The 26,388-nt window shown below is 72.4% G+C and carries 27 protein-coding genes; 12 read left to right on the top strand and 15 right to left on the bottom strand.

Annotation, left to right across the window (positions count from 1 at the left end; all coding sequences use genetic code 11):
* Window positions 1–25: 25 nt before the first annotated feature.
* The 5 genes from AB0F82_RS20880 to AB0F82_RS20860 are packed head-to-tail and all read right to left on the bottom strand — an operon-like array spanning window position 26 to window position 4,758.
* Window positions 26–619 (bottom strand): hypothetical protein, encoded by a 594-nt coding sequence (locus AB0F82_RS20880; protein ID WP_030822441.1) that lies wholly within the window; start codon window positions 617–619, stop codon window positions 26–28.
* On the bottom strand, window positions 616–1,788 hold the full coding sequence (locus AB0F82_RS20875) for an ROK family glucokinase (RefSeq protein ID WP_362629813.1): 1,173 nt from the start codon (window positions 1,786–1,788) through the stop codon (window positions 616–618). The genes AB0F82_RS20880 and AB0F82_RS20875 overlap by 4 nt, the downstream gene beginning before the upstream one ends.
* The gene (locus AB0F82_RS20870) at window positions 1,785–2,747 is read right to left on the bottom strand and encodes an ATP-binding cassette domain-containing protein (protein ID WP_362629810.1); all 963 of its coding nucleotides are present in this window, start codon (window positions 2,745–2,747) and stop codon (window positions 1,785–1,787) included. Before AB0F82_RS20870 ends, AB0F82_RS20875 begins: the two co-directional genes overlap by 4 nt.
* Window positions 2,714–3,748 (bottom strand): ABC transporter permease, encoded by a 1,035-nt coding sequence (locus AB0F82_RS20865; protein WP_362629807.1) that lies wholly within the window; start codon window positions 3,746–3,748, stop codon window positions 2,714–2,716. Before AB0F82_RS20865 ends, AB0F82_RS20870 begins: the two co-directional genes overlap by 34 nt.
* Window positions 3,745–4,758, bottom strand: a complete 1,014-nt coding sequence (locus tag AB0F82_RS20860) for a sugar ABC transporter substrate-binding protein (RefSeq protein WP_362629804.1) — start codon at window positions 4,756–4,758, stop codon at window positions 3,745–3,747. The genes AB0F82_RS20865 and AB0F82_RS20860 overlap by 4 nt, the downstream gene beginning before the upstream one ends.
* A 232-nt stretch (window positions 4,759–4,990) precedes the next feature.
* Here AB0F82_RS20860 and AB0F82_RS20855 point away from each other — a divergent pair, with 232 nt between their 5' ends.
* The gene (locus AB0F82_RS20855) at window positions 4,991–6,004 is read left to right on the top strand and encodes a Gfo/Idh/MocA family protein (RefSeq protein ID WP_356811110.1); all 1,014 of its coding nucleotides are present in this window, start codon (window positions 4,991–4,993) and stop codon (window positions 6,002–6,004) included.
* Window positions 6,005–6,103: 99 nt separating this feature from the next.
* On the opposite strand, the gene AB0F82_RS20850 is transcribed toward AB0F82_RS20855, so the two are convergent.
* Window positions 6,104–7,030: a DMT family transporter gene (locus AB0F82_RS20850; RefSeq protein ID WP_362629801.1), complete on the bottom strand. Its 927-nt coding sequence runs from the start codon at window positions 7,028–7,030 to the stop codon at window positions 6,104–6,106.
* 134 nt (window positions 7,031–7,164) lie between these two features.
* Between AB0F82_RS20850 and AB0F82_RS20845 the strand changes: the two genes are divergently transcribed.
* Complete coding sequence (locus tag AB0F82_RS20845; protein WP_362629798.1) at window positions 7,165–7,533, top strand: hypothetical protein; 369 nt, start codon at window positions 7,165–7,167, stop codon at window positions 7,531–7,533.
* A 104-nt stretch (window positions 7,534–7,637) separates the two neighbouring features.
* On the opposite strand, the gene AB0F82_RS20840 is transcribed toward AB0F82_RS20845, so the two are convergent.
* A complete protein-coding gene (locus AB0F82_RS20840) occupies window positions 7,638–8,261 on the bottom strand; it encodes a dihydrofolate reductase family protein (RefSeq protein ID WP_356811107.1) in 624 nt (207 codons plus the stop codon).
* Window positions 8,262–8,449: 188 nt separating this feature from the next.
* Here AB0F82_RS20840 and AB0F82_RS20835 point away from each other — a divergent pair, with 188 nt between their 5' ends.
* On the top strand, window positions 8,450–9,184 hold the full coding sequence (locus AB0F82_RS20835) for an SDR family oxidoreductase (RefSeq protein WP_362629795.1): 735 nt from the start codon (window positions 8,450–8,452) through the stop codon (window positions 9,182–9,184).
* A 242-nt stretch (window positions 9,185–9,426) separates the two neighbouring features.
* On the opposite strand, the gene AB0F82_RS20830 is transcribed toward AB0F82_RS20835, so the two are convergent.
* The 3 genes from AB0F82_RS20830 to allB all read right to left on the bottom strand — a co-directional run bounded on the left by AB0F82_RS20830 (window position 9,427) and on the right by allB (window position 12,481).
* On the bottom strand, window positions 9,427–9,894 hold the full coding sequence (locus AB0F82_RS20830) for a hypothetical protein (protein WP_362629793.1): 468 nt from the start codon (window positions 9,892–9,894) through the stop codon (window positions 9,427–9,429).
* Window positions 9,895–10,015: 121 nt separating this feature from the next.
* The gene (alc, locus tag AB0F82_RS20825; RefSeq protein WP_362629790.1) at window positions 10,016–11,134 is read right to left on the bottom strand and encodes an allantoicase; all 1,119 of its coding nucleotides are present in this window, start codon (window positions 11,132–11,134) and stop codon (window positions 10,016–10,018) included.
* A 3-nt stretch (window positions 11,135–11,137) separates the two neighbouring features.
* A complete protein-coding gene (gene allB, locus AB0F82_RS20820; RefSeq protein WP_362629787.1) occupies window positions 11,138–12,481 on the bottom strand; it encodes an allantoinase AllB in 1,344 nt (447 codons plus the stop codon).
* 328 nt (window positions 12,482–12,809) lie between these two features.
* On the opposite strand from allB, the gene AB0F82_RS20815 reads away from it, so the two are divergent.
* On the top strand, window positions 12,810–13,613 hold the full coding sequence (locus AB0F82_RS20815) for an IclR family transcriptional regulator (RefSeq protein WP_356815611.1): 804 nt from the start codon (window positions 12,810–12,812) through the stop codon (window positions 13,611–13,613).
* Window positions 13,614–13,762: 149 nt separating this feature from the next.
* Here AB0F82_RS20815 and AB0F82_RS20810 read toward each other — a convergent pair whose 3' ends face one another.
* A complete protein-coding gene (locus tag AB0F82_RS20810) occupies window positions 13,763–14,452 on the bottom strand; it encodes an ABC transporter ATP-binding protein (protein WP_362629784.1) in 690 nt (229 codons plus the stop codon).
* A complete protein-coding gene (locus AB0F82_RS20805) occupies window positions 14,449–15,543 on the bottom strand; it encodes an ABC transporter permease (protein WP_362629781.1) in 1,095 nt (364 codons plus the stop codon). The genes AB0F82_RS20810 and AB0F82_RS20805 overlap by 4 nt, the downstream gene beginning before the upstream one ends.
* Window positions 15,544–15,676: 133 nt before the next feature.
* Between AB0F82_RS20805 and AB0F82_RS20800 the strand changes: the two genes are divergently transcribed.
* Genes AB0F82_RS20800 through AB0F82_RS20790 form a run of 3 tightly spaced genes read left to right on the top strand, consistent with a single transcriptional unit; the run spans window position 15,677 to window position 17,912 of the window.
* Complete coding sequence (locus AB0F82_RS20800) at window positions 15,677–16,945, top strand: sensor histidine kinase (protein WP_362629778.1); 1,269 nt, start codon at window positions 15,677–15,679, stop codon at window positions 16,943–16,945.
* Window positions 16,942–17,571, top strand: coding sequence for a response regulator transcription factor (locus AB0F82_RS20795; protein ID WP_362629775.1), 630 nt, complete (start codon window positions 16,942–16,944; stop codon window positions 17,569–17,571). The genes AB0F82_RS20800 and AB0F82_RS20795 overlap by 4 nt, the downstream gene beginning before the upstream one ends.
* A 50-nt stretch (window positions 17,572–17,621) precedes the next feature.
* The gene (locus AB0F82_RS20790) at window positions 17,622–17,912 is read left to right on the top strand and encodes a SpoIIE family protein phosphatase (RefSeq protein WP_436842121.1); all 291 of its coding nucleotides are present in this window, start codon (window positions 17,622–17,624) and stop codon (window positions 17,910–17,912) included.
* A 139-nt stretch (window positions 17,913–18,051) separates the two neighbouring features.
* Here the strand turns inward: AB0F82_RS20790 and AB0F82_RS20785 are convergent, their stop codons facing one another.
* A complete protein-coding gene (locus tag AB0F82_RS20785) occupies window positions 18,052–19,539 on the bottom strand; it encodes a PLP-dependent aminotransferase family protein (RefSeq protein WP_356815601.1) in 1,488 nt (495 codons plus the stop codon).
* A gap of 88 nt (window positions 19,540–19,627) precedes the next feature.
* On the opposite strand from AB0F82_RS20785, the gene AB0F82_RS20780 reads away from it, so the two are divergent.
* The 3 genes from AB0F82_RS20780 (at window position 19,628) to aceB (ending at window position 22,274) form a co-directional block, all read left to right on the top strand.
* Complete coding sequence (locus tag AB0F82_RS20780; RefSeq protein WP_362629769.1) at window positions 19,628–19,825, top strand: hypothetical protein; 198 nt, start codon at window positions 19,628–19,630, stop codon at window positions 19,823–19,825.
* Entirely contained in the window at window positions 19,777–20,403 is a 627-nt protein-coding gene (locus tag AB0F82_RS20775; RefSeq protein ID WP_362629766.1) for a nucleotidyltransferase family protein, read from the top strand. The genes AB0F82_RS20780 and AB0F82_RS20775 overlap by 49 nt, the downstream gene beginning before the upstream one ends.
* Before the next feature lie 251 nt (window positions 20,404–20,654).
* The gene (aceB, locus tag AB0F82_RS20770; RefSeq protein ID WP_362629763.1) at window positions 20,655–22,274 is read left to right on the top strand and encodes a malate synthase A; all 1,620 of its coding nucleotides are present in this window, start codon (window positions 20,655–20,657) and stop codon (window positions 22,272–22,274) included.
* Between the two features lie 138 nt (window positions 22,275–22,412).
* On the opposite strand, the gene AB0F82_RS20765 is transcribed toward aceB, so the two are convergent.
* On the bottom strand, window positions 22,413–22,652 hold the full coding sequence (locus AB0F82_RS20765; protein ID WP_362629760.1) for a hypothetical protein: 240 nt from the start codon (window positions 22,650–22,652) through the stop codon (window positions 22,413–22,415).
* Between the two features lie 304 nt (window positions 22,653–22,956).
* On the opposite strand from AB0F82_RS20765, the gene AB0F82_RS20760 reads away from it, so the two are divergent.
* Both AB0F82_RS20760 and AB0F82_RS20755 read left to right on the top strand, forming a co-directional pair.
* Window positions 22,957–24,147, top strand: a complete 1,191-nt coding sequence (locus AB0F82_RS20760; protein ID WP_362629758.1) for a hypothetical protein — start codon at window positions 22,957–22,959, stop codon at window positions 24,145–24,147.
* A gap of 101 nt (window positions 24,148–24,248) precedes the next feature.
* Complete coding sequence (locus AB0F82_RS20755; protein ID WP_356816003.1) at window positions 24,249–24,836, top strand: 3'-5' exonuclease; 588 nt, start codon at window positions 24,249–24,251, stop codon at window positions 24,834–24,836.
* Window positions 24,837–24,954: 118 nt separating this feature from the next.
* On the opposite strand, the gene AB0F82_RS20750 is transcribed toward AB0F82_RS20755, so the two are convergent.
* Window positions 24,955–26,355, bottom strand: a complete 1,401-nt coding sequence (locus tag AB0F82_RS20750; protein ID WP_436842120.1) for a nucleobase:cation symporter-2 family protein — start codon at window positions 26,353–26,355, stop codon at window positions 24,955–24,957.
* Window positions 26,356–26,388: the final 33 nt, after the last annotated feature.

Genomic DNA, 26,388 nt, shown 5'->3' with positions numbered 1-26,388 from the left:
CCAGGCTAGCGCCGGGCCGGGCCCGTCACGGGGTGGTCGTGGAGACGACGTAGACCTTGGGCTTCTCGGGGTCCGTGAGGTCGACCGTGATGTCGCGGCTGGGGCGCGGGTCGGCCTGCTCCAGGCTGGTTCCGTACCAGAGGGCGCGCGGGCTCCAGCTCCAGCCCGCGACCTCGGCGTCGTGCGGGGAGATCGTGACGTCCCCGGCGACCAGCGCGTCGCGGCTGGTGCCGACGGCGGCGAGGAAGGCGTCCAGGTCGGCCGGGGTCACCGCGAACTGTGTGAAGAGCCGGCTGGTGCGCCAGTTGTTGGTCTCCAGGAACCCGACCTTCCAGGCCTTCGCCGGGATCGGCACCTCGTAGATGCTGCGCTGCACCTTGGAGGGCCAGCCGGGGCGCACCTCGGACGCGCCGACCTTGGCGGCCTTGTCGCGGCCGCTCTCGCGGCTCTGCTGGGTGGAGATCGCCAGGTAGCCCGCGGGTACGCCGATCAGCAGCACGATGATGATCGCGGTGATCCAGCGGCGCTTGACCACGTGGCGGCGGTCCTCGGGGGTCGGCGGCGGCGTGCCGCCCTCGTCGGGGGCGGAGGCCTGGTGGGGCAGGGTGGGCGGGTTCACGACTGGTCCTGGTCCTCGGGTGCGGCGCTCTCGCGCCGGCGGCCCAGCTGGCCCAGCTGCGCGTAGCGCTCGTAGCGCTCGACCCGGCGGCGGGTGGCGCGGCGGAAGCGCCGGGCGACGAGCCGGGCGAGGTCGGCGGCGCCGACCATGCCCGCCTCGGGGCCGAGCTGGGCCTTGGCGATGCGGGCCTCGGGACGGTAGCCGCGGCCGGTGAGATGACGGCGGAACGCGTCCCGGGCGGGGCCGATCAGCAGGTCGTCGGCGGCGCTGACGCCGCCGCCGATGACGAAGCACGACGGGTCGAGGGCGGCGGCGAGGTTGGCGATGCCGACGCCGAGCCACTGGCCGATGTCCTGGAGCAGCTCGACGCACATGGCGTCGCCCTCGCGGGCCAGCTCGGTGATGAGCGGCCCGGTGATCTCCGAAACGTTCCCGCCGACCTTGGCGATGATGTTGTACGCGACCGGGGAGTCGGCGGCGGCCAGCTCGCGGGCCTCGCGCACCAGGGCGTTGCCGGAGCTGTACTGCTCCCAGCAGCCGCGGTTGCCGCACGGGCAGCGGTGTCCGCCGGGGACGACCTGCATGTGGCCGAACTCGCCGGCGACCCCGTACCGGCCGCGCTTGACCTGGCCGCCTTCGAGGATGGCCCCGCCGATACCGGTACCGAGCGTGATCATGACGAGGTGGTCCTCGCCGCGTCCGGCGCCGAAGCGCCACTCCGCCCACGCGGCGGTGTTGGCGTCGTTGTCGACCATCACCGGGACGGCGAGCCGGGACTGGAGGGCGTCGCGCAGCGGCTCGTCGCGCCAGGCCAGGTGGGGTGCGAAGAGGACCCGGGAGCGGTCGGCGTCGACCCAGCCGGCCGCGCCGATGCCGACGGCGTGCACGTCGTGCCGGTCGGATAGGTCCAGCACCAGTTCGACGATGGTGTCCTCGACGACCTTGGGGCTCTTGGACTTGTCCGGGGTCTCGGTGCGGAGCTTCTCCAGGATGATCCCGTCGGCGTCGACGACGCCGGCCATCACCTTGGTACCGCCGATGTCGATGCCGACGGTCGGGACGCGTGGGGCGGTCAGGTGCGACCGCCGCTCACGGGTGCCGATGGTGCGCAGGACGGTGCCTCGCGCCGACCCCCGGTGGGTGAGCGTGAAGTCCCGGTACGTGCTCATCGAGTCGTGTCGTCCCTCGTGGGTGCGGTGGTGCGGGAAGCCTCGTCGGCTGCGTCCGCCGGTCCGGTGCGGCCGGCGCCGCGGGCCGTCGCGTCCGTGACGCCCGTCCCCGATTCTGCCACTCGCTCCAGTTCGTGGCTCAGTTCGTCGAGCTCCGAGCCGCCCGCCATCTGGCGGGTGAGCTCGTCGAGGGTGATCGAGTCGCGGGTGTGACTGCCCGCCATGGTGCCGCGTTTGAGCAGGACGAAGCGGTCCCCGACCAGGTACGCGTGGTGCGGGTTGTGGGTGATCAGGACCACACCGAGGCCGGCGTCGCGGGCCGCGGCGACGTACTTGAGGACCACACCGGACTGCTTGACGCCGAGGGCCGCGGTCGGCTCGTCGAGCACGAGGACCTTCGCGCCGAAGTAGACGGCGCGGGCGATGGCCACGCACTGCCGCTCGCCGCCGGAGAGGGTGCCGATGGGCTGGTCGACGTCGCGCAGGTCGATGCCCATGCGCAGCAGCTCGGCGCGGGTGGTCCGGCGCATGAACTCCACGTCGAGGCGGCGCAGGGGGCCGCGCCCCTTCGTCGGCTCGGAGCCGAGGAAGAAGTTGCGCCAGACGGGCATGAGCGGGACCACGGCGAGGTCCTGGTAGACGGTCGCGATGCCCTGGTCCAGGGCCGCGCGCGGGTTGGCGAGGACGGTCTCCTCGCCTTCGATCTCAAAGGTTCCGGCGTCGTGCCGGTGCAGCCCCGAGATGATCTTGATGAGGGTGGACTTGCCCGCGCCGTTGTCGCCGAGGACGCAGGTGATCTCACCCGCGGAGACCTCCAGGGAGACGTCCTGGAGTGCGCGGATGTTGCCGTAGTACTTGCTGACGCCCGTCAGCTTGACCAGGGCGGCCGCTGCGGCCGGGGGCACGGTGGTGGTTCTGCCGGTGGTCACTTGCTCGCCTCCGCCCGCTTGCGGACCCATGCGTTGAGCAGCGTGGCCAGCAGCAGCATCGCGCCGAGGAAGAACTTGAACCAGTCCGGGTTCCACTGGGCGTACACGATGCCGTTGCTGGTCATGCCGAAGATGAAGGCGCCGACCGCCGAGCCGATGGCGGAGCCGTAGCCGCCGGTCATCAGGCAGCCGCCGATGACCGCCGCGATGATGTAGAGGAACTCGTTGCCGACGCCCTCGCCCGACTGGACCACGTCGAACGAGAAGAGGATGTGCTGGCCGGAGATCCAGGCGCACAGGGCGACACCCATGTACAGGCCGATACGGGTCTTCACGACGGGCACACCGACCGCGCGGGCCGCGTCGGCCCCGCCGCCGACGGCGAAGATCCAGTTGCCGGCGCGGGTGCGCAGCAGGATCCACGTGGCGACGGCGACCAGGGCCAGCCACCACAGGACGGTGATCTGGAGGGTGACCGGGCCGATCTCCCACTTCGAGGCGAAGACGGCGCGGGCGGAGGGGAAGCCCTCCATGTCGGCGATGGACTTGGTGGAGACCGTGCCGCTGATCAGCTTGGTGAAGCCGAGGTTCAGGCCGGTCAGCATCAGGAACGTGCCGAGCGTGATGATGAAGCTGGGCAGCTTGGTGCGGGTCAGCATGAAGCCGTTGAAGAAGCCGATGGCCAGCGTGACCAGCAGGGACACGCCGACGCCGACCCAGACGTCGGCGGTCATCCGGTAGCTGAACATCGAGCTCACCAACGCCGACGTCGTGACCATGACACCGGCGGAGAGGTCGAACTCGCCGCCGATCATCAGCAGGGCCACGGGGACCGCCATGATCCCGATGGTGGAGGCCGAGTACAGGATCGTGCTGAGGCTGGAGGCCTGGAGGAAGGTGGGGGCGGCGATGGAGAAGAAGACGAAGACGGCGACGGCGCCGACCACCGCGCCCAGCTCGGGGCGCCCGAGCAGCCTGCGGACGAGGGAGGTCGGCGCGAGCCGCTCGTCGACGGCGGTGGCGGCGGTCATCGGCTGCCCCGCTTGATGTACTCCTCCAGCTCGGCGGCCTCGGCGGCGGTGACGATCTGCGGTCCGGTGAGCACCGGGCGGCCGCCGCCGAGCACGTCCGCGTTGTGGCGGTACAGCCAGAGCAGGTCGATGGCCTCGTATCCCTGCAGGTAGGGCTGCTGGTCCACGGCGAAGCCGAGGGCGCCGGACTTGAGGTCGCGGGCCACGGAGTCGTTGAGGTCGAAGGTGTCGACCTCGGCCTCGCTGCCGGCGGCCTCCTTGGCCTTGACGGCGGTGGGGGCGAAGGGCGCGCCGAGGGTGAGGATCGCGTCGACGGACGGGTCCGCCTGCAGCTTGGCCTGGACGGCCGCCTGGACGGAGGGCATGTTGGTGCCCTCGACGTACAGGTTCTCCAGGCTTCCGGAGAAGGTCTTCTTGGCGCCTGCGCAGCGCTGCTCGTGGCCGACGTTGCCCTGCTCGTGCAGGACGCAGATCGTCTTCTTGCGGCCGCGCTTGTTCAGCTCGGTGCCGACCGCCTCGCCGGCGATCTGCTCGTCCTGGCCGATGTGGGTGAGCGCCCCGTACGCGGCGGACTGGGCGGATCCGGAGTTGACCGTGATCACCGGGATGCCCGCCTTGACGGCCTTGCCGACGACGTCCTTGAGGGCCTCCGGCTTGGCCAGGCTGACCACGATCCCGTCGACCTTCTGGTCGATGGCGTTCTGCACGAACTGCGCCTGCTGCTGAGCCTGGTCGTCGTGGGCGTAGACGAAGTTGATGTTGTCCTTGGCCGCGGCCTCCTTGGCGCCCTTCTGGACGATGTCCCAGAAGGTGTCGCCGTCGCCCGCGTGGGTCACCATCGCGAAGGTCCAGCGCGGGGTGGAGACGGCGGGCCGGCCCGCCTCGGCGGCCTTCGCCCGCTCCTCGGCGCGCTTGCCGCCCGTACTGCTGCAGCCCGCGAGCGAGGCCCCCAGTACCGCCGCCGCGAGCACGGCGCCCACGACGCGTACCCCTGTCCGAACCCTAGCCACGTCGCCGCGCCCTTCCCTCGTCCGTCTCGTCGGTCGTCCCGGCTGTCATGCCGTCCGTCATCATTCGGTCATTCCGGTTTCAGCCGCCCAGTATCCGCCACAGTGGACCATGAAGGGCCATCGGGGCATGCATGCGCAGATCGCCGCGACGGGTTCGCAGATCAGCGCACGAAGATCGCAGAAACGATGCGAGCGGATTGACAGGTTCCCCCGGCGGGGCCAGGTTGAGTCCATGCGCATCGGGCTCATCGGAACTGGCCGGATCGGGTCGTTCCACGCGGCGACGCTCGCCCGCCACCCGGAGGCGGGCTCGCTCCTGCTCGCCGACTCCGATCCCGCGCGGGCGGCCCGCCTCGCCGACCGGCTCGGGGCCACCGCCGCGCCCTCCGTGGAGCAGGTCTTCACCTGGGGCGTGGACGCGGTGGTCGTCGCCTCCTCCACCGACGGGCACGCGGAACTGGTCGTACGGGCGGTACGCGGCGGGCTCCCGGTGTTCTGCGAGAAGCCGGTGGCCCCCGACCTGAACCGCACGCTGTCGGTGCTGCGCGAGGTCGCGGCCCTGGGCGGGCTGCTGCAGGTGGGCTTCATGCGCCGCTTCGACGCCGGCTACCTCACCGCCCGGGAGCTGGTCCGCTCGGGCGCCCTGGGCCGGCTGCACACCGTACGGACGACGACGGCCGATCCGGCGCCGCCGGCCGCCGACTACCTGGCGACCTCGGGCGGCCTCTACCGCGACTGCATGGTGCACGACTTCGACATGGTGCGGTGGGTGACCGGGCACGAGGTGGTGGAGGTGTACGCGGCCGGGTCGGACGCCGGTCCCCCGCAGTTCCGGCAGACGGGTGACGTCGACACGGCCGCCGCGGTCCTCACGCTGGACGACGGCACCCTGGTCACGGCCACCGGCACGCGGTGCAACGGCGCCGGCTACGACGTGCGGATGGAGCTGGCCGGGGAGCGCGACCAGGTCTCCGCCGGTCTGGACGACCGGACGCCGATCGCTTCGACCGAACCGCACGGGCCGCCGCCGGCGAGCAAGCCGTGGACCGGCTTCCTGGAACGCTTCGGCCCGGCGTACGAGGCGGAGCTGAACGCTTTCGTGCACCTGGTGCGCGGCGAGGGGGTCAACCCCTGCGACGGGCGTGAGGCACTGGCGGCGCTGCGGGTCGCGGAAGCCTGCGAGCTGTCGCGGCGGGAGCGGCGCCGGGTCCGGCTGGAGGAGCTCCCGGACCTGCCGGATCGGTGACCGGAACGATGACCGGATGGGTGACCGGAACGGTGGGCAGGGCATCCGGCCACCCTACGGCGGTGATCGCCGGCTGACTGCGGCGCTTTCCGGCCACGATCAGGGTGCGGGCGCGGAGGCGACGGCCCGGCGGCCCCAGGCGGTACCGACGAGGACCAGCACGACGCCGGCGTGTCCGAGGGGGCCCAGGTGCTCACCGCCGAGGGCGATGCCCGCGACGGCTGCCCACAGGGGCTCGGTCCCCAGCAGCAGGCTGACCCGGGACGGCGAGGTACGCCGTACGGCCCACATCTGCACGAAGAACGCGAACAGGGTGCAGAAGACGGAGAGGAAGGCCAGTCCTGCCCACTGCGCGGGGCCGAAGTCCGCGGCGGCGGCCCAGGGGGTCGCGCCGGTCCCCGGTACGGCCGCCAGCAGGGCGAAGACGAGCACGGCGCCGCCGAGCTGCACGGTGGTCAACGACAGCGAGTCGGCGTCCTGGACGGCCTCGACCCGGGCCATCAGCAGGACGTGCAGGGTCCGGGTGAGTGCGGCGCCGAGGATGAGCAGGTCACCGAGGCCGGGCGCGGTGAAGCCGGCCCCCTGGGTGAGGAGCACGACGCCGAGGACGGAGGCGGCGGCGGCCCCGAGAAGGGAGGCGGAGGGCGCCTTCCTGCGCACGGCGGCCTCGGCGAGCGGGGTGAAGATCATGGTCAGGCTGATGATCAGCCCGGCGTTGGTGGCGGAGGTGTGGACGACCCCGTAGGTCTCCAGCAGGAAGATCCCGCCGAGCACCAGCCCCAGCAGCCCGGCGCCGCGCAGCTGGGCGGGGGTGAGCGCGCGCAGACGCGCCCACCAGGCGACGACCAGCACCGGCAGCACGAGCGCGAACCGCAGCACGAGCACGGCGATCACGGTGTGCGCGGTGGTGATCCCCTTGGCGGCGAGGTAACTGCCGCCCCACACGACGGCGACGGCCAGCACGGGCAGATCGCCGATCCAGGCAGGGCGGGGTGCGGCTTGCAGGGCGGGCGGGGCGACGGCCACAGGAGGTCTCCGACATCACTGGGGAGGTGGAGACGTCGGCGGCTCGCACGGTTGCGGGGCACACCGTACCGGAGCCGATCATGCGGGGCGACCCGTTTCCGGGCCGTCCGCCTCCGCCCCGTAGCATCGGGTCCATGGCTGATCTCTACGCCGTGGACCTGGCGTTCGACCTGCTCGACAGCACGCCCGACGCCGTGCTCGCCGAGGTGCGCCGCCAGCTGACGGGGGACGGCCTCCTCTCGCCCCGCGGCCCGGCGTGGCACGTCGGCGGGATGCTCGTGGGCGAGTTCGGCCCGGCGGAACACGACGGCTGGGCCCTGACGGCCCGCCAGGAGATCCACGGGGAACAGCTCCCGGCCCTGGAGGACCTCCTTCTCCTCCTGACCCCGCACATCCGCCCGCCGGGCCCGGTCGGCCGCATCCGCCACCACGCGCACGAGGCCCCGGACCTCCTGGTCCTCCGTGAGGGCCGCGTGGTGCAACTGGCCCTGGACCGGCGGTAGGCCGCGGGCGGTTCCGCGCGGCGCCCCCCCGGCGCCCGGCCCTAGAGCGGGCCTCCGCCCCTGGCGGTGCGCGCCGCGGACCTCTGCGCGCGGGGACCCGATCCCTACGCGCCGACGGTGCCGAAGGAGGCCCGTCCGGTCGGCCGGTAGGTGTGGATGGCCGTCCCGACGGGCGTCGTGCGGGAGGCCGTCAGCGCGTAGGCGGTCGGCAGCCCGCCGGTGGGGAACAGCCGGCGCCCGGCTCCCAGCACCACGGGGAAGACCAGCAGGTTGATCTCGTCGACGAGGTCCCGGGCGAGCAGCCACTGCGCGAGCTGCCCGCTGCCGTGCACCTGGAGCTCTCCGCCCCCGTCCAGCGCATCCTTGACCCGGACGATCTCGCTCTGCAGGTGCTCCCCGTCGATCACGGTGGCCGGCCCCCAGGCCGGCTCCTCGAGGGTGGTCGAGGCCACGTACTTCGGCAGCCGGTTCAGCCCGCCCGCCACGGGGTCGGCGGGGTCGTCGTGCTCCGGCCAGTAGCCCGCGAAGATCTCGTACGTCTTCCGCCCGAGCAGGAACGCCCCGGCCCGGCCGAACACCTCGGTGATGAACTCCCCCATCCCCTCGTCGACGTACGGCGCGGCCCACCCGCCGTACTCGAACCCGTCGCTCCGGTCCTCGTCCGGTCCGCCGGGCGCCTGCATCACGCCGTCCAGCGTCACGAAGGTGGTCAGTGTCAGCTCGGCCATACCTCTGCGCTCCTGTCTCAACGGTCTACGGGTTCAGACTCCCGCCCCCACCACAACTCATCGCGCCGCCACGCATGACCCCCACCCCGTTTGTGTGCCGGGGAGCGCCGGGTCGGATTCCTGCCAGCGGTGGAGGACTGGGGGCTATTTGATTGAACCGGCAACCAAACGATGCGAGGACGTGGAACATGGACAGGAACGCGGTGGCGCTGGTGACCGGGGGGAGCCGGGGGATCGGGGCGGCCGTCGCCGTGCGGCTCGCCGAGGACGGGGCGGATGTCGCTATCACGTACGTCAGCGATGCCGCGGCCGCGGCGCGGGTGGTCAAGGCGGTGGAAGCGCTCGGGCGGCGGGGCGTCGCGCTGCGGGCCGACGCGGGGGACGCGGCGGAGGTCGCGAACGCCGTCGGGGAGACCGTACGGCGGTTCGGGCGGCTCGACGTGCTCGTGAACAACGCCGGGGTCGGGGCCGTCGGACCCCTGGAGGCCGTCGAGTTGACCGATGTCGACCGGGTGCTGGGCGTCAATGTGCGGGGCGCGTTCCTCGCGGCCCAGGCCGCCGCGGCGCGCATGCGGGAGGGCGGGCGGATCATCACCATCGGCAGCTGCATGGCGCAGCGGGTGCCCGGGCCGGGCGGGGTGCTGTACGCGATGAGCAAGGCGGCGACGGTCGGGCTGACGAAGGCCCTGGCGCGGGAACTCGGCGGGCGCGGGATCACCGCGAACCTGGTGCATCCGGGGCCCGTCGACACCGACATGAATCCGGCCGACGGGCCGTACGCGGGCCCGCAGGCGGCGATGACGGCGCTGGGCCGGTTCGGTGAGGCGGGGGAGGTCGCGGACGTGGTGGCGTTCCTCGCGGGGCCGGGCGCGGGCTACGTCACGGGTGCGGAGTTCGCGGTGGACGGCGGCCACGCCGCGTAGCCCTCGCCGGGCGTGCGGGCGGATCCGGGCCGGGGGGTCCGGGGGGCCGGGGGGCCGGGGTGAAACCCCGGACCCGGGGCGAGCCCGGACCCCCGGGGTGATCCCCGGTCTCCGGGAGCCCGCACCGGGTGGTCCCCACACCCGGACACCTCGCGCCGGTGGGCCCTGAGCCCCTGAGCGGTCCCGGACCGCAAGGGTGCCCTCCCGGGCCAATGCAATTGCCTTGCGGCCGAGTCCCACAGCTACTGGGCTGTCTCGGTCAACCGCTGGCTCCGACGAAGTTCGTTCACCGCATCTGCCGCTTCCCTGCGGACCTCGGCATGGGGGTGGCGAAGGAACCGCTCGACGATCGGCAGTGCTGCCTGGTCGTGAGTCGAACCGAGGACTGCCAGGACGTAGGCCAGGAGCAAGGGTTCGAAGTTGTCCGCACCGACGGCGAGCGGCTCCACCACCCGGTAGGGAATCTCGTAGTGCGTGGAGGCGGTGCAGGCTGCGTGCAGCGCGGACTCCCGCACCGGGTAGCCCTCATCAGACAGCGCGACCGCGACCAGGCGCTCGACGGCCCCCTCGGCGTCATCCGGCGTCAGGCGGCCCGTCTCCAGGACGTCGCTGACGAGATCGAGGCAAAGGTCCCGACGGCCCGCATCGGAGCCGTTCAGCTCCGCCCAGGCCGATTCGACCAATGCCGTCAGGCCCTGGTTTCCGTCCACGGTCAGAGCATAGGAGACGGTCGCCACCCGGTCTCAGGAACAAATGACGGGTCAGGGCGGTGAAGCGGCCGCGACGTGCGGGCCCCGGGGGTGTCGGCCCCCGGGGCGGTCACGGTGCGGGTCAGCCGCCCAGTTCCTGGTGGCGGGCGGTCAGCGCGGCCGCGCCGGCCTCCGTCAGGGAACCGAAGAGGCGCAGGCGGGAGAAGCCGCCGTCCGGGTAGATGTCGATGCGCACGTGCGTGCCCACCGCCGGGGTGTCCAGCACGAACCGGTGGTTGGTGTCGGGCTGCAGGCGGGTGCGCGGCAGGAACTCCTGCCACTCGCCCTCCTCGCCCGTCTTCACCGACAGCGAGGCCCAGCCGGCCGAGTTGCCCTTGAGGTAGGCGGTGTCGATCTCGACGGCGCGGATCTCGGACTCGGTGACGAGCTGGTAGCGGATCCAGTCGTTGCCGTTGTCGCGGCGGCGGGCGGTCTCCCAGCCGTCGTCCATCTTGCGGGAGCGGCCCGGGTTGATGGTGTTGGTCGGCGGGGAGTAGAAGCGGTTGGAGGCGTCCTGGACGGAGCCGCCGTTCTCCAGGGCCACCACGTCGAAGGAGCCGAGCGCGGCGAGCCACTTGGGGTCGGGCAGGACCTCGCCGTGGACGCGCAGGCGGGCGATGCCGCCGTCGGGGTGCTGGTTGACGCGCAGGTGGGTGAAGCGCTGCTCGACGTCGACCTCGAAGCCGTTGGCGGCGTGGCCGCCGACCGCCGTGCGGGGTACGAGGGTCGTCCACTTCACGTCGTCGCCCTGGAGCTCCTCCGGGGTCGGCGCGAGCGCGCCCTCCCAGTTGGTGGCCTCGATGGAGACGGCCTGCGGCATGTTGCCGCGGAAGTGGGCGGTGTCGACGACGATGCCGCGGATGACGCCGGGGGCGCCGAGGCGTACGAGGGCCCAGTCGTGGTCCTCGGGGGTGGGCCAGGGCTGGGTGGCGCAGACGCCGCGGCGGCGGCGGGTCTCCCAGCCGTCCATGACCTTGCCCTTGTGGCCGAAGTCCTCGGGGTCGAAGTGCGCGGCCTCGGAGATCAGCAGGTTCTCCCGCTGGGCGAAGAACTCGTCGTTGGCGGCGATGACACCGGCGCCCAGCTCACGGGCGGCGAGGTTCGCGTACTGCGTGAAGGGGAAGTCCGCGGTGCGGTAGTCCGCGTACGGGTCGCCGCCCCCGTACGGGTTCGCGTTGCCGGTGAAGGATTCAATCGCCACTGGTCAGTTCTGCCTTTCGAGGAGGAGGCCCGTGGGCTCGGTCGGGGTGCCGTGGTCGGCGATCTGCGTGCCGCGCAGCCAGGTGGACTTCACGACGCCGTGCAGGGTCTTGCCCGCGTACGCCGTGACCTGGTTGCGGTGGTGGAGTTCGGCCGGGTCCACAGTGAACGTTTCTTCGGGGGCGAGTACGGCGAAGTCGGCGTCGCGGCCGGCCTCGATCGCGCCCTTCTGCCCCAGCCCGGCGAGGGCGGCCGGGGCGGCGGACATCCAGCGGACGACGTCCTCCAGCGTCCGGCCCCGGCGGCGCGCCTCGGTCCAGATGGCGGGCAGGCCCAGCTGGAGGGAGGAGATGCCGCCCCAGGCGGTGGAGAAGTCGCTGGTCTTCAGGTCCGCGGTGGAGGGCGAGTGGTCGGAGACGATGCAGTCGATGGTGCCGTCCGCGAGCGCGTCCCACAGGAGGTCCTGGTTGGCGGCCTCGCGGATGGGCGGGCAGCACTTGAACTCGCTCGCGCCGTCCGGCACTTCCTCCGCGGTGAGGGTGAGGTAGTGCGGGCAGGACTCGACGGTGATCTTGACGCCCTCGGCCTTGGCGGCGGCGATCAGCGGCAGCGCGTCCGAGGACGACAGGTGCAGTACGTGGACGCGCGCGTCCAGCCGCTTCGCCTGGGCGATCAGGTTGCCGATGGCGGTGTTCTCGGCGTCGCGCGGCCGGGAGGCCAGGAAGTCGGCGTACTTGGGGCCCGGGACCACGGGGGCGGCGTCGAGGTGGTGCGGGTCCTCGGCGTGCACGATCAGCAGGCCGCCGAAGCCGGTGATCTCGGCCAGCGAGGTGGCGAGCTGCTCCTGGTCGAGCTCGGGGAACTCGTCCACGCCCGAGGGCGAAAGGAAGCACTTGAAGCCGTAGACGCCCGCGTCGTGCAGCGGGGCCAGGTCCTTGACGTTGTCCGGGAGGGCGCCGCCCCAGAAGCCGACGTCCACGTGCGCCTTGGCACGGGCGACCTCCTGCTTGACGCGCAGGTTGTCGACGGTGGTGGTCGGCGGGAGGGAGTTGAGCGGCATGTCGAGGATGGTGGTGATGCCGCCGGCCGCGGCGGCGCGGGTCGCCGTCCAGAAGCCCTCCCACTCGGTGCGGCCCGGGTCGTTCACGTGGACGTGGGTGTCGACCAGTCCGGGGAGCAGGACGTCGTCGCCGAAGTCCTCCAGCCGGGCTCCGGCCGGTACCTCGGCGTCGTGTGCCAGCACAGCCGCGATCTTCCCGCCGGCGACGGCGACCGAGGCGGCGCGCGTCCCCTCGGGGGTGATGACGCGCGTCGAGCGCAGTACCAGTTCCACAGCCGCGTCGGCCACCGGAACCTCCCCATCTACTTCCACAGAGCGAAATTCAACGTTCTGTTGACGGAGTCTTCACGGCGATCCGTACCCAGTCAAGAGCGCCCGGACGGACCGCTGACACACCGCCACCGCAATTGGAGGTTTCCACAGGATGGAATTAAGATTTCGCCATACAGAATGTAACTACCACCACCGGGACGTGGGCGGATAACTTCCGGAGGACGTCCACCACCAGGACAAACCACCTCTGACCGGCGGCGACGGCCCCGACCCCAGCACTAGGGCCGACGCCGGCCGCCGGGTAGGCTGCTCCCTTGCCTGCCAGCACCGAAAGGACCGCGCCGTGCCGACGTCCAGCGCCAGCACCACCGACGCTTCCTCAAAGACCCCTGCCGCCAGCGGTGGCGTCCAGTCCCTTGAGCGCGCCTTCGATCTGCTCGAACGTATGGCCGACGCGGGGGGCGAGGTCGGCCTGAGCGAACTCTCCGCCGCCAGCGGTCTGCCTCTGCCCACGATCCACCGCCTGATGCGCACGCTGGTGGCCTGCGGGTACGTACGCCAGCAGCCCAACCGACGGTACTCCCTCGGCCCCCGCCTGATCCGCCTCGGCGAGTCCGCGTCGCGCCTCCTGGGGACCTGGGCCCGCCCCTACCTCGCCCGTCTGGTCGAGGAGACCGGCGAGACGGCGAACATGGCCCTGCTCGACGGGGACGAGATCGTCTACGTCGCCCAGGTGCCGTCGAAGCACTCGATGCGCATGTTCACCGAAGTCGGCCGCCGGGTGCTGCCGCACTCCACCGGTGTGGGCAAGGCCCTGCTCGCCCACACCCCGGCCGACGAGGTACGGGCCCTCCTCGCGCGCACCGGCATGCCGGCGGCGACCGAGAAGACCATCACCACGCCCGAGGGCTTCCTGGAGGCGCTGGAGCAGGTCCGCAGGGTGGGCTACGCGGTCGACGACAACGAGCAGGAGATAGGAGTCCGCTGCCTCGCCGTGTCGGTGCCGAACTCGCCGACCGCCGCCGCGATCTCCATCTCCGGCCCGGCCGGCCGCGTCACCGAGGCCGTGGCCGAGTCCTTCGTCCCGATCCTCAAGAACGTCGCCGACGAGCTGTCGGTGGCGCTGGCCAACCAGAGCCCGGCGTAGGCAGTACGACGCAAGCAGGCCAAAGGCACGAAAGGCCCCGGTGTCCCTCGGAGCGAGGGAGACCGGGGCCTTGCCGTGCCCGCGGCGGGCCTTCCCGTGCCCGCGGCGAAGCCTGGCCGTACCCGCGGCGGCCCTTGCCCGCCCGCCGATCAGGGCGTCCGCAGCACCCCCCGGGCCGTCAGCCGGCCGTCGGCCATCGTCACCGTACGGTCCATCCGCTCCAGGTGGGCGTGGTCGTGGGTGACCAGCACGGTGGCCGTGGACCGCTCGCGCGTCAGGGTGACCAGCAGGTCCAGCACGGCCGCGCCGCGCTCGTGGTCGAGGGCGCTGGTGGGCTCGTCGACCAGCAGTACGGCGGGCTCGTTCATCAGCGCCCGGGCGATGTTGACGCGCTGACGCTGGCCGCCGGATAGCTGGTGGGGACGCTTGTCGGCCTTGTCGGCCAGCCCCACCGCGTCCAGCAGCTCCAGCGCCCGCCGGCGCAGGGCCTTCGCGCGCCGGCCCGCGACGTGCGCCATGACCTGGAGCTGCTCGGCGGCGGTCAGCGAGGCCAGCAGGTTCGGCTGCTGGAAGACGATGCCGATCTTGTCCCGCCGCAGGGCCGACTTCTCTGCGGGGCCGAGCCGCGTGGTGTCCTCACCCGCGACGACGACCCGGCCCCGGTCCGGGGTGACGAGGGTGGCGGCCACCGCGAGCAGGGAGGACTTGCCGGAGCCGGAGGGGCCGATGACCGCCGTCAGGGTTCCGGCGGGCACCTCCAGGCCGACCGCGTCCAGGGCGGTGAGCCGGCCCTCCCCGTCGGGGTAGGTGAGCGTGGCGTCGTGGACGAGGAGGGTCATGGGGCGCTCCCGAGGGCGGTCAGGGGGTCGACGGCGGTGATCCGCCGGATGGACAGGGCCGCACCCAGCGCACCGAGCGCGATCATGATCGCGGCGGGGACGAGCACCGTGGCGGTGTCGAGGACGAAGGGCACGTCGCCGCCGATTCCGCCGCCGACCAGCGCGCCGAGGCCGGCGGCGAGCGCGGTGCCCAGCCCGGTGCCGATGGCGAGCATCACCACGGCCTGCCCGAGGGCGTCGCGCAGCAGGTACGGGGTGGAGGCGCCCAGGGCCTTCAGGACGGCGATGTCCGCGCTGCGCTGGATGGTCCACACCGTGAAGAAGGCCCCTATGACCAGGGCCGAGATGGCGAAGAGGAAGCCGCGCATCAGCTGGAGCGAGCCGTTCTCGGCCTGGTAGGAGCCTATGGCGCCCAAGGCCTCGTCGACGGTCTGCGCCCGGGTGGCCGCGGCCCGGTCGGCGGCGGCGAGGTCCAGGCCGCTGCCGGAGACGGCGACGACGGTGGCGAGGGTGTCGACGCCGGTGCCGGGGTTGCCGATGCGCTGCCAGTCGTCGAGGTCCATCCAGACGACCGGGGTGTGGCTGTGGGCGGCGGTGCCGGCGACGGCGGCGACGGTCAGCTCCAGCGGGCCGATCCTGAGCCCGGCTCCGGCGGTGAGCCCGCCCAGCTCCTTCGCCGCCTTCTCGGCGAGGACCACCCGGCCCTGTGCGAGGCCGGCGTCCCTCGGGGCGAGCCCGCCGGCCGGGTCCACGCCGAAGGCCGAGACCGCCGCGGTGCGCTCACCCGAGACGGCGTTGGTGGTGCGGATGCCGAGGGGCTCCGCCGACCGCACCCCGGGCTGCGCCCGCCAGGCCAGCCACGCGGACCGGGGCACCTGCGAGTCGGTGAAGGACACCTTCTGGTCCCCGGCGGGCGCGGCGAAGGCCAGGTGCGAGGCGGGCAGGCCGGTGACGGCCGAGACGTTCTCCCGGGCCAGGCCGGCGGTGAGCCCTGACAGCAGGCCGACCAGCAGCGTGATCAGCAGCACGACCGAGCCCATCAGGGCGAAGCGGCCCTTGGCGAACCGTAGATCTCTCCATGCGACGAACATGCCCCCACCTTGGTCTTTGCCGTGCACAGAGGGCATCGCGCCGCAGGATGGACCCTCGTGTCGAAGGGCGGACCCGGACATCGAACTTTCGATTGACCGGGGCCGTCCCGGACCGCTCTACGCTGGTCGGAACATGACTGCTGCCGCTCCCCCCGCCCCGCCCGGCTCCTGCGCGCCCCCTGCCCCGCCCGCCGCCGCCCGGTCCCTGACTCCCGTGTCGAAGGTCCTGAAGCTGTGCCTGCACGCCCTGTTCCTCGGGCTGCTCGCACTGTCCGCCGGCCGGGCCGTCGCCGATGCCGCGCCCCGGGCCGGCTGGGTGGTCGCCGCCTGCGCCCTGCTCGTAGCCGTGTACGCGGCCGGCGTACGGGCGCCCGCCGTGCACCGCTCGCAGCGGGCGGGCGCGCTGTGGCTGGCCGGGCTCGGCGCGGCCTGGGCCGGGCTGCTGGCGGTCTCCCCCGACGGGCTGTGGACCGCGTTCCCGCTGTATTTCCTGGAACTGCACCTGCTGCGGCTGCGCTGGGGTGTCGCGGCCGTCGCGGTGACGGCCTGCGCCGCCATCGGCGGCTTCCTGGCGCACAGCGGCGCGGTGACCCCGGGGGCCTTCCTGGGGCCGCTGCTGGGCGGGGCCGTGGCCGTCGCGACCGTTCTGGGCTACCAGGCGCTGTACCGCGAGAGCGAACGCCGCCGGGAGCTGATCGAGGAACTCATCACGACGCGGGCCGAGCTGGCCGCGGCCGAACGCGGCGCCGGGATCCTGGCCGAGCGGGAGCGCCTGGCCCGGGAGATCCACGACACGCTCGCGCAGGGCCTGTCCTCCATCCAGTTGCTGCTGCGGGCCGCCGAGCGGGCGCTGCCCGAGGGGGCCCCGGCCCTGCCGCACATCGCGCGGGCCCGGGAGGCCGCGCAGGACAACCTCGCCGAGGCGCGTCGCTTCGTACGGGCCCTCACGCCGCCGGACCTGGAGCACGGCTCGCTCGCCGCGGCGCTGGAGCGGCTGTGCGCGGCGGTGCCGGGGCCGCGGGTCCGGTTCTCGCTGAGCGGCCGGCCCCGGGTTCTGCCCACACCGTACGAGGTGGCGCTGCTGCGGATCGCCCAGTCGGCGCTGGCCAACGTGGTGCGGCACGCCCGGGCCGGGCGCGCCGAGATCACGCTGACCTTCATGGACGCCTCGGTGACACTGGACGTGGTCGACGACGGCGACGGCTTCGACCCGTCGTCGGGGGCGCCGGGTTCCGGCTCCGCCGACGGGGGCTTCGGGCTGCCGGCGATGCGCTCGCGCGCGGAGACGCTGGGCGGGCTGTTCACCGTGGAGTCCGGCCCGGGCCAGGGCACCGCCGTGGCCGTGACCCTGCCGCTGCCGCTGGAACACCTGGAGTACACGGAAGCCGTGGAGGCCCTGTGACCGTCCGTCTCCTGCTCGCCGACGACCACCCCGTGGTCCGGGCGGGCCTGCGCGCGGTGCTGGACACCGAAGCGGACTTCGCGGTGGTGGCCGAGGCGGCGACCGCCGAGCGGGCGGTGGAGCTGGCCGCCGAGGAACCGGTGGACGTGGTGCTGATGGACCTGCAGTTCGGGACCGGTATGCACGGCTCCGAGGCGACGGCCCTGATCACGGCCCGCACCGGCGCCCCCCGGGTGCTGGTACTGACCACCTACGACACGGACGCGGACATCCTCGCGGCGGTGGAGGCGGGCGCCTCGGGCTACCTGCTGAAGGACGCTCCGCCGGAGGAGCTGGCGGCGGCCGTGCGCACGGCCGCCGCGGGCCGGTCGGCACTGGCCCCGGCGGTGGCCCTGCGCCTGATGGACCGGATGCGGACGCCGGCGGAGGCGCTGACGAAGCGGGAGCTGGAGGTGCTGCAGCTGGTGGCGGACGGCCTGTCGAACCAGCAGATCGCCAAGCGGCTCTTCCTCAGCCAGGCCACGGTCAAGTCCCACCTGGTCCACGTCTACGCGAAGCTGGGCGTCGAATCCCGCACGGCGGCGGTGGCGGCGGCCGCCACCCGCCGCCTGATCCGTACGCCGTGACGCGGCCGGGGAGGCCTGACGTCCCGTGCCGGCGGGACGGCGCCGCCTCGGTGCTGGACACGGAGCACCGCGGTCCGCTCTTCGGGCTCCTGCCCGGGCCCGAGTACGGGACCGCGACCACGGACCTCCGCCCGGGTGACCTCCTGCTGCTCTACACGGACGGCATGGTGGAGCGCCGGGGCGAGGACATCGCCGACAGCGTCGACAGCTTGCGCAAGGTGCTGGCGCGGTGCGACGGGTTCGGTCCGCAGGACACCCTTGCTCGGATCCTGGACGCGTACGCGTACGCGTCCGACGAGCACGAGGACGACACCTGCCTGGTGGCCCTCGGCGTCGGCTGACAGGCCGGCCGCCGCGGGACCGGCGGGACGGGCGCCAAGGGCTGTCCCGGGACAGCCCTTGGGTCGTGTCGTCAAAGTCCCGCCTGGCGGGCGGGGCCTGGCACGCACGCCCCGCCCTTCGGGCGGCCGACGCCACTCCCTAGGCCACCCAGTACGGCCGGTCCACCGACGGGGGCAGCGGGACGCCGTCGTGGAAGGCGGTCGCGAGGCGGCGTACGCCCTCGTCCAGGCGGTCGGCGGGGAGGGTGTACGGGATGCGGAGGCGGTGTTCGAAGGTGCCCGGGTCCACGCCGAAGCGGGCGCCGCGGCCGATGTGCACTCCGGCGGCCGCGGCCCGTTCGGCCAGGGCGGAGCTGACCGGTTCCCCGAGGTCGACCCAGAGCGAGAGGCCGCCCGGCGGTATCTGCCAGGTCCATTCGGGCGTGTGCCGCTGGAGGGAGGCCACCAGGGCCGCGCGCCGGCTCCGCAGCTCGGCGAGCCGTGCGGGCAGGGTGCGTTCCATGCCGTCCAGCAGCGGGAGCGCGACGAGCTGGTCGAGGACGGAGCCGGTCATGTCGGCGGAGACCCGTACGGCCGTCAGCTCGGTGATCATCTTCGCGGTGGCACGGACCCAGCCGACGCGCAGGCCGCCCCAGTGGGTCTTGCTGAGCGAGCCGATGGTCACCACGTGGTCCGCGCCGCCGCGCGGGGCCAGGGATGCAAGGGGGGCGGGGGCGGGGACGTCCAGGGCTATGTCGGCGATGGTCTCGTCGACGACCAGCCAGGTTCCGGTGCGCCGGGTCGCCGCGAGCAGCCGCAGCCGCTCCTCGTCGGGCATGAGCGCGCCCGTCGGGTTGTGGAAGTCGGGGATCACGTACGCCAGCCTCGGCACGGTCTGGCGCAGTGTGGACTCGGCGATCTCCATGTCCCACCCGGTGTCGGAGACGGCGATCGACCCGGTGCGCAGGCGGGCGTGGCGCAGGGCGTCCAAGGCGTTGGCGTAGGTGGGGTTCTCGGTGACGACCCGGTCGCCGGCGCGGCAGAGCAGGCTGACGACCAGGGCGAAGGCCTGCTGGGCGCCGGAGGTGACGAGGATCTGCTCGGGGCGGGTGGGCAGGCCTCGCCGGGTGAAGCGTTCGGCGACGGCGGTGCGCAGGTCCGGCAGGCCGAACGGGTGGTAGCCGGGGGTGCGGGCGGCGTCGGGCAGCCGTGGTGCGGCCCAGGTGAGGGCGTCGGCGAGGGTGCCGTCGGGGGCGCCCATGGCGGCGATGGCCAGGTCGATGCCGGGATCGCCGTCGGCGCTGTAGCCGCCGGCGCCGAGGAGGGCGTGGGCGCCGACGGGGCGGTGGCCTTCGGGAAGCTCGGTCCAGGTGCCGGAGCCGCGCCGGCTGCGGACGTAGCCGCTCTCACGCAGCAGGTCGTAGGCGCCGGTGACGGTGGCCCGGCTGGCACCGACGGCTTCGGCGAGTTCGCGTTCGGCGGGCAGCCGCACGTGCAGGGCTATCCGGCCGTCGAGGATCAGGGTGCGGACGGCGTCGGCGAGCGCCCGGTAGCCGGGGCGGGCCAGCACCTCGGCAGGGAGCAGCGCGGCGAGCTGGCGGCTGCCGATGGTTCTGTCCGCTGTCTGGACCACTCGCCCGTTCGCCATGCCAACCTCCCCTGATTGGCTCTGACGGCCAGACCAATCGAGGACCAGACTCGCGGTATTGGCCCCCGATTGGCAAGGAGACGCCGAGATGCTGACCGACCGTGACGAACGTGCCCTGCTGGCCGCCGCCGAGAACCGGATCGCCCGTCCGCTGCGGATCGGGGCGGCGCTGGCCTCCGTACGGCGCACCCTGGCGCGGCGGCCGCAGGACCGCACGCAGGAGCGAGAATCGGTGGCATGCCGGCCAACACGCACTCCGACGACCCGCACTCCGATTCACCCGTGATCGCGGGACTGCTCCTGGCCGCCGGCGGCGGCCGCCGGCTGGGCGGCCGGCCCAAGGCACTGCTGCCCTACCGCGGCCGCCCGCTGGTGGAGAACGCCGTGCGGGTGCTGCGGGAGGCGGGCTGCGGTCCGGTGCACGTGGTCCTCGGCGCCTCGGCGGCCGAGGTCCGCGAGCGCGCCGATCTGAGCGGCTGCGTGGTCGTGGACAACCCGGACTGGGCTGAGGGGATGGGTTCCTCGCTGAGGGTCGGCCTCGCCTCCCTGGCCGGCACGGGCGCGGGTGCGGCCCTGGTCTCCCTGGTGGACCAACCGGGCATCGGCCCGGCGGCGGTGGCCCGGGTCCGGGAGGCCTACCGCTCCCGCGCGAGCCTGGTGGCGGCGGCGTACGGCGGGGAGCGCGGGCATCCGGTGCTGTTCGGCGCGGACCGGTGGGAGGACATCGCGGCGACGTCGACCGGCGACAAGGGCGCGCGGGTCCACCTGGCGCGCCACGCCGGAGAGCTCATGCTGGTGGAGTGCTCGGACGTCGCGGAGGCCTTCGACATCGACACGCCGCCCGACCTGGCACGACTCGTCTGAGCACCGCGTGACGGCAGTGGCACTGAGGGCCACCGAAAAGTGGAATCTGTCGACTCAGAGAATCTCGACGTCAACAAACCATTGAACTTCCACCATGAGGAAATTACTATCCACTGGTCAGAAGCGCCCTGAACCCACAGACGGCGCCCGCGACCGTATTTCGGAACTCTCCACACCCGACGGCACTGCGTGCCGTCTCGCGCGAGCATTCCCCGCGGCCGCCAGGCACCGCCGCTGAAGGAGTGACAGTTATGTCCGCACCAGCGCCGTCCCCGCTGGCCATCGTCGATGCCGAGCCCCTGCCGCGGCAGGACGAAGTCCTCACCGAAGCGGCCCTCGCCTTCGTGGCCGAGCTCCACCGGCGGTTCGCCCCCCGCCGCGCCGAGCTCCTCGCCCGCCGCGGCGAGCGCCGTGCCGAGATCGCCCGGACCTCCACCCTCGACTTCCTCCCGGACACCGCACAGGTCCGCGAGGGCGACTGGAAGGTGGCGCCGGCCCCGGCCGCGCTGAACGACCGCCGTGTGGAGATCACCGGTCCGACGGACCGGAAGATGACCATCAACGCCCTGAACTCGGGCGCCAAGGTCTGGCTCGCCGACTTCGAGGACGCCTCGGCTCCCACCTGGGAGAACGTCGTCCTCGGCCAGCTCAACCTGATCGACGCCTACGAGCGCCGCATCGACTTCACCGACGCCCGCACCGGCAAGTCGTACGCCCTCAAGGCCGCCGAGGAGCTCGCGACCGTCGTCATGCGCCCGCGCGGCTGGCACCTGGAGGAGCGCCACCTGCAGTTCGAGGGCGGCCCGGCCTCCGGCTCGCTCGTCGACTTCGGCCTGTACTTCTTCCACAACGCCAAGCGCCTGATCGACCTCGGCAAGGGCCCGTACTTCTACCTCCCGAAGACGGAGTCGCACCTGGAGGCGCGCCTCTGGAACGACATCTTCGTCTTCGCCCAGGACTACGTCGGCATCCCGCAGGGCAGCGTCCGCGCGACCGTCCTGATCGAGACGATCACCGCCGCGTACGAGATGGACGAGATCCTCTACGAGCTGCGCGACCACGCGGCGGGCCTGAACGCGGGCCGCTGGGACTACCTCTTCTCCATCGTGAAGAACTTCCGCGACGGCGGCGAGAAGTTCGTCCTGCCGGACCGCAACGCGGTGACGATGACCGCGCCCTTCATGCGGGCCTACACCGAACTGCTGGTCCGCACCTGCCACAAGCGCGGCGCCCACGCCATCGGCGGCATGGCGGCCTTCATCCCGTCCCGCAAGGACGCCGAGGCCAACAAGGTCGCCTTCGCGAAGGTCAAGGCCGACAAGGACCGCGAGGCGGGCGACGGCTTCGACGGCTCCTGGGTCGCCCACCCCGACCTCGTCCCGATCGCCATGGCCTCCTTCGACGCCGTCCTCGGCGACAAGCCCAACCAGAAGGACCGGCTGCGCGAGGACGTCTCGGTGGCCCCGGGCGAGCTCATCGCGATCGACTCCCTCGACGCGAAGCCGACGTACGAGGGCCTGCGCAACGCGGTCCAGGTCGGCATCCGCTACATCGAGGCCTGGCTGCGCGGCCTCGGCGCCGTCGGCATCTTCGGCCTGATGGAGGACGCGGCCACCGCCGAGATCTCCCGCTCTCAGATCTGGCAGTGGATCAACGCCGGCGTCGTCTTCGAGAACGGCGAGAGGGCCACCGCCGAGCTGACCCGCGAGATGGCGGCCGAGGAACTGACCGCCCTGCGCGCCGAGGTCGGCGAGGAGGCCTTCGCGGCCGGCAAGTGGCAGCAGGCCCACGACCTCTTCCTCAAGGTCTCCCTGGACGCCGACTACGCGGACTTCCTCACGCTCCCCGCATACGACCAGCTCGTCGGCTGACACCCCGGATCCGGCCGACACGCACAGCGGCCCGACCCGGCCGGCTCCGCCCCCGCTGCCCACGGCACGGGGGCGGAGCCGTGTCCGCCACCCCCGCCACCCTCACCACCCTCGCCACCCTCGGTCAGCGCTTGCGCTTCACACGCAGCCGCGCGTTCTCGATGAGCGCCCGGGCGTGATCCGGCGGCCGCCGGTTCGGGATCCAGCCCCGGTCGAGGGCGGCTTCGAGGGGCTCCAGCTGCGCGAGGGCTCCACCGCCCCGTCGTACTCCAGCAGTACGGCGCCCAGCAGAAGGCACGCCTCCAGCGTCTCCGGGGCCTGCGCGCCGAGCAGGTCCGTACGTCCGGCCACCACCCCGCGCAGCAGCGGGGCCGCCACCTCCCCGGTGCCTGCGCTCGCCCGGAAGAGTGGTCATCGTTCCACAGGGTGCACAATCTGCGGACTGCCCGTCAGCTGAGCGGCACAGAAGGCGAGTTGGCCTGCACACAAGGGGCTGGGGCCCGAACGACCGATCGGTTGTTACTGGTTCGTAACTTGCACGTACCTAGCGGTAACAAGCGGGCCCGTGTCACCTTTCCGATGCCACCGGCCGGCGGTACCCCCACTTCCCAGCCACACGAACGGCAACGCGGGCGATGCGCTCGTTGCCGACTTCGGCGTGGCCGAACGCAGGAGTTCCGCAGTGATCGGATTCCGCAACGTCAGCAAGGACCGGGACGCCAGCCGGGTGCGACGACTGGCCTGTGCCGCCGTGACCGTGCCGCTCGCCGCCGGCGCGCTGCTGGCCGGCGGCCCCGGGACCGCCGCCGCCGCCCCCGGGACCGGGCCCACCGCCGTGGTGTCCATGGGCGACAGCTACATCTCCGGTGAGGGCGGGCGCTGGAAGGGCAACAGCCTGACCAACACCGGCAGCCGCAACGGCACCGACCGGGGCTGGGTCAGCGGCAGCACCTACGACCCCGCCAAGGTCTACGGGGCCACGGCCGGAGGCTGCCACCGGTCCGACTCGGCCGAGGTGCGCAGCGCCGGGGCGATCGCCGACGTCGCAGTGAACCTCGCCTGTTCCGGGGCCGTCTCGCAGAATGTGTTCCGCGCCTCCAACGGCGGCGTCTCCTACAAGGGCGAAGCCCCACAGGCCGATCAGCTGGCCGCGGTGGCCGCGAGCCACAACGTCAAGGTCATCGCCCTGTCCATCGGCGGCAACGACCTGGGCTTCGCCGACATCATCAAGGACTGCGCCCTCGACTTCGTCATCTGGAACTCGTACTGCTACGACGACCAGCAGTACGGCGTCGACCAGAAGATCGACGCCGTCATGGCGGACGTCGGCAAGTCGGTCGACGAGGTCCGGGCCGTGATGCGTGCGGCCGGCTACGCCGACTCCTCCTACCGGATCGTGCTCCAGTCCTACCCGTCGCCGATCCCGCGCGGCGCCGAGAACCGGTACACGCAGAGCGACTGGAGCCGGCTCAACACGGGCGGCTGCCCCTTCTGGAACCGGGACTCGGACTGGGCGCGCGACTCCCTCGTGCCGCAGATCGCGAACCGCATCAAGGGGGTCGCCGCCGCCAAGGGCGTGCAGTTCCTGGACCTGCGGGACATGCTCCAGGGCCGCGAGGTGTGCGCGAAGTCGAGCAAGCTGGTGAGCTCCACCGTTCCTGCCTCGGCGACGACGAGCGAGTGGGCGCGCTGGATCGACAACAACGAGTCGCAGGGACTGGTCCAGGAGTCCATGCACCCCAACTACTACGGCCAGCTGGCCGCCGGCCGCTGCCTGGCCCTGGCCGTGGCGCAGCCCGCGGCCTCCGCCTCCAGCTGCAAGAACTCGGCGGGCGGCGATCACACCGGCATGTTCCTGACCTCCGCGCCCTGACCTCCGCGCTCTGAGGTCCGCGCCCTTGAGGTCCGCGCTCCAAGGGCCCGGCCGCGAAAACCGGATGATCGACAGCGGTACGGGCTGGCATGCTCTCGCGCATGGCAGCCCGCACCGTACGTCCCAGCCTCTACATCTCCGTCGACATCGAGGCCGACGGACCCATTCCAGGACCGTATTCGATGATCAGCTTCGGGGCCGCGGTCGCCGGCCGGCAGGACGGGCACGCGTATACCGCCGCCGACCCGGAAGAACTCACCTTCTACCGGGAGTTGCGGCCGATCAGCGACGCCTACGTGCCCGAGGCGCTGGCCGTCAGCGGGCTCGACCGCGACCGGCTGGTCCGGGAGGGCGCCGATCCGGTCGCGGCGATGGACGAGTTCCGGGCGTGGGTGCGGAAGGTGTCCGAGGGTGCCCAGCCGGTGATGTGCGGCTACCCGGCGTCCTTCGACTGGACGTTCCTGTACTGGTACCTCATCCGGTTCGGCGGGGACAGCCCCTTCGGCCACTCCGGCTGCCTCGACATGAAGACCCTCTACGCGACGAAGGCGCGGGTGCCGCTGCGGGCAGCCGTCAAGGGGCGGATGCCCCGTGAACTGCTGTCCCGGCGGCGCCACACGCACCACGCACTCGACGACGCGATCGAGCAGGCCGACCTGATGAGCAACCTGATGCTCTGGCGGCCCTGACCCGGCACGCCGTCACCGGACGTACGGGCGCACGGCGGTCCGCCCGTACCCGGACACGGCGGTGCGCTCGCCACACCCGCAGTGGGTGGCGAGCCACCGCCGTGCTCCCTCGGGCCGGTCAGTGCACCGGCACCGGTTCGGGTGCGGCCCCCGAGGCCGCGCCCTTCCTGGCTCCGAGGTGGTTGAAGGCCAGGTTCAGCACGATGGCCACCACGCAGCCGGTGCTGATGCCGGAGTCGAGGACGACCAGCAGGTCCTTCGGGAAGGCGTGGTAGAAGTCCGGCGCGGCGATCGGGATCAGGCCGATGCCCACGGAGGCGGCGACGATCAGGGCGTTCTCGCCCTTCTCCATGGCCGCCCCGGCCAGGGTCTGGATGCCGCTGGCGGCCACCGAACCGAACAGGACGATGCCGGCGCCGCCGAGGACGGGCAGCGGGACCACTCCGATGACGGAGGCCGCCATCGGACACAGGCCCAGCAGGATCAGGATGCCGCCGCCCGCGGCGACGACGAAGCGGCTGCGCACCTTGGTCATGGCGACCAGGCCGATGTTCTGGGCGAAGGCGCTGCACATGAACCCGTTGAAGAGCGGGCTGACCGCGCTGCCGAGGGTGTCGGCGCGCAGGCCTCCCGCGATGGCCTTCTCGTCCGCCGGCCGCCCGACGATCTTGCCCAGTGCCAGGATGTCCGCGGTGGACTCGGTCATGCAGACGAGCATGACGATGCACATGGAGATGATCGCGGCGACCTGGAACTGCGGGGCGCCGAAGTGGAACGGGGTGGGGAAGCCCACCAGGGACGCGTTCCTGACGGCGTCGAAGCTCGTCATGCCGAGCGGCAGGGCGATGAGCGTGCCCGCGACCAGGCCGAGCAGGATGGAGATCTGCTGGAGGAAGCCGCGCAGGAACTTGCGCATGAGCAGGACGATCACCAGGGTGACGGCGGCCATGCCGATGTTCTGCATCGAGCCGTAGTCGGCGGCGGTGCGGTTGCCGCCCTGCGACCAGTTGAAGGCGACGGGCAGGAGCGAGACGCCGATCAGGGTGATGACCGTGCCCGTGACGACGGGCGGGAAGAAGCGGACGAGCTTGCCGAAGTACGGGGCGGCCAGGAAGCCGATGACCCCGGCGACGATGATCGCCCCGAAGATGACGGGGAGGGCGTCCGCACCCTCCCCCTTCCCTATCGCGATCATCGGGGTCACTCCGGCGAAGGAAACGCCGTTCACGAAGGGGAGTTTGGCGCCGATCTTCCAGAAGCCGAGGGTCTGGAGGAGGGTGGCCAGGCCGGCCGTGAAGAGCGAGGCGCCCATCAGGAAGGCGGTCTCGGTGGCGGAGAGCCCCACGGCAGGGCCGACGATCATGGGCGGGGCGACGACACCCGCGTACATGGCGGCCACGTGCTGGAGACCGCTGGTGAACATTTTCAGCGGAGGCAGGGTCTCGTCGACCGGGTGTTTCTCCGCGGAGACCTGCGGTACTGCGACTGCGTCTTTGCGAAACCTGGGCATTGCGGCCACGGCTTCCTCCGGTCGGGTAACACGTCGGCAGGG

The organism is Streptomyces virginiae (genome assembly GCF_040638905.1).
Taxonomy (GTDB): Bacteria; Actinomycetota; Actinomycetes; order Streptomycetales; family Streptomycetaceae; genus Streptomyces; species Streptomyces virginiae_B.
Note: the sequence above shows the minus strand (reverse complement) of the source record. Positions and strands in the feature narration are given on the sequence as shown.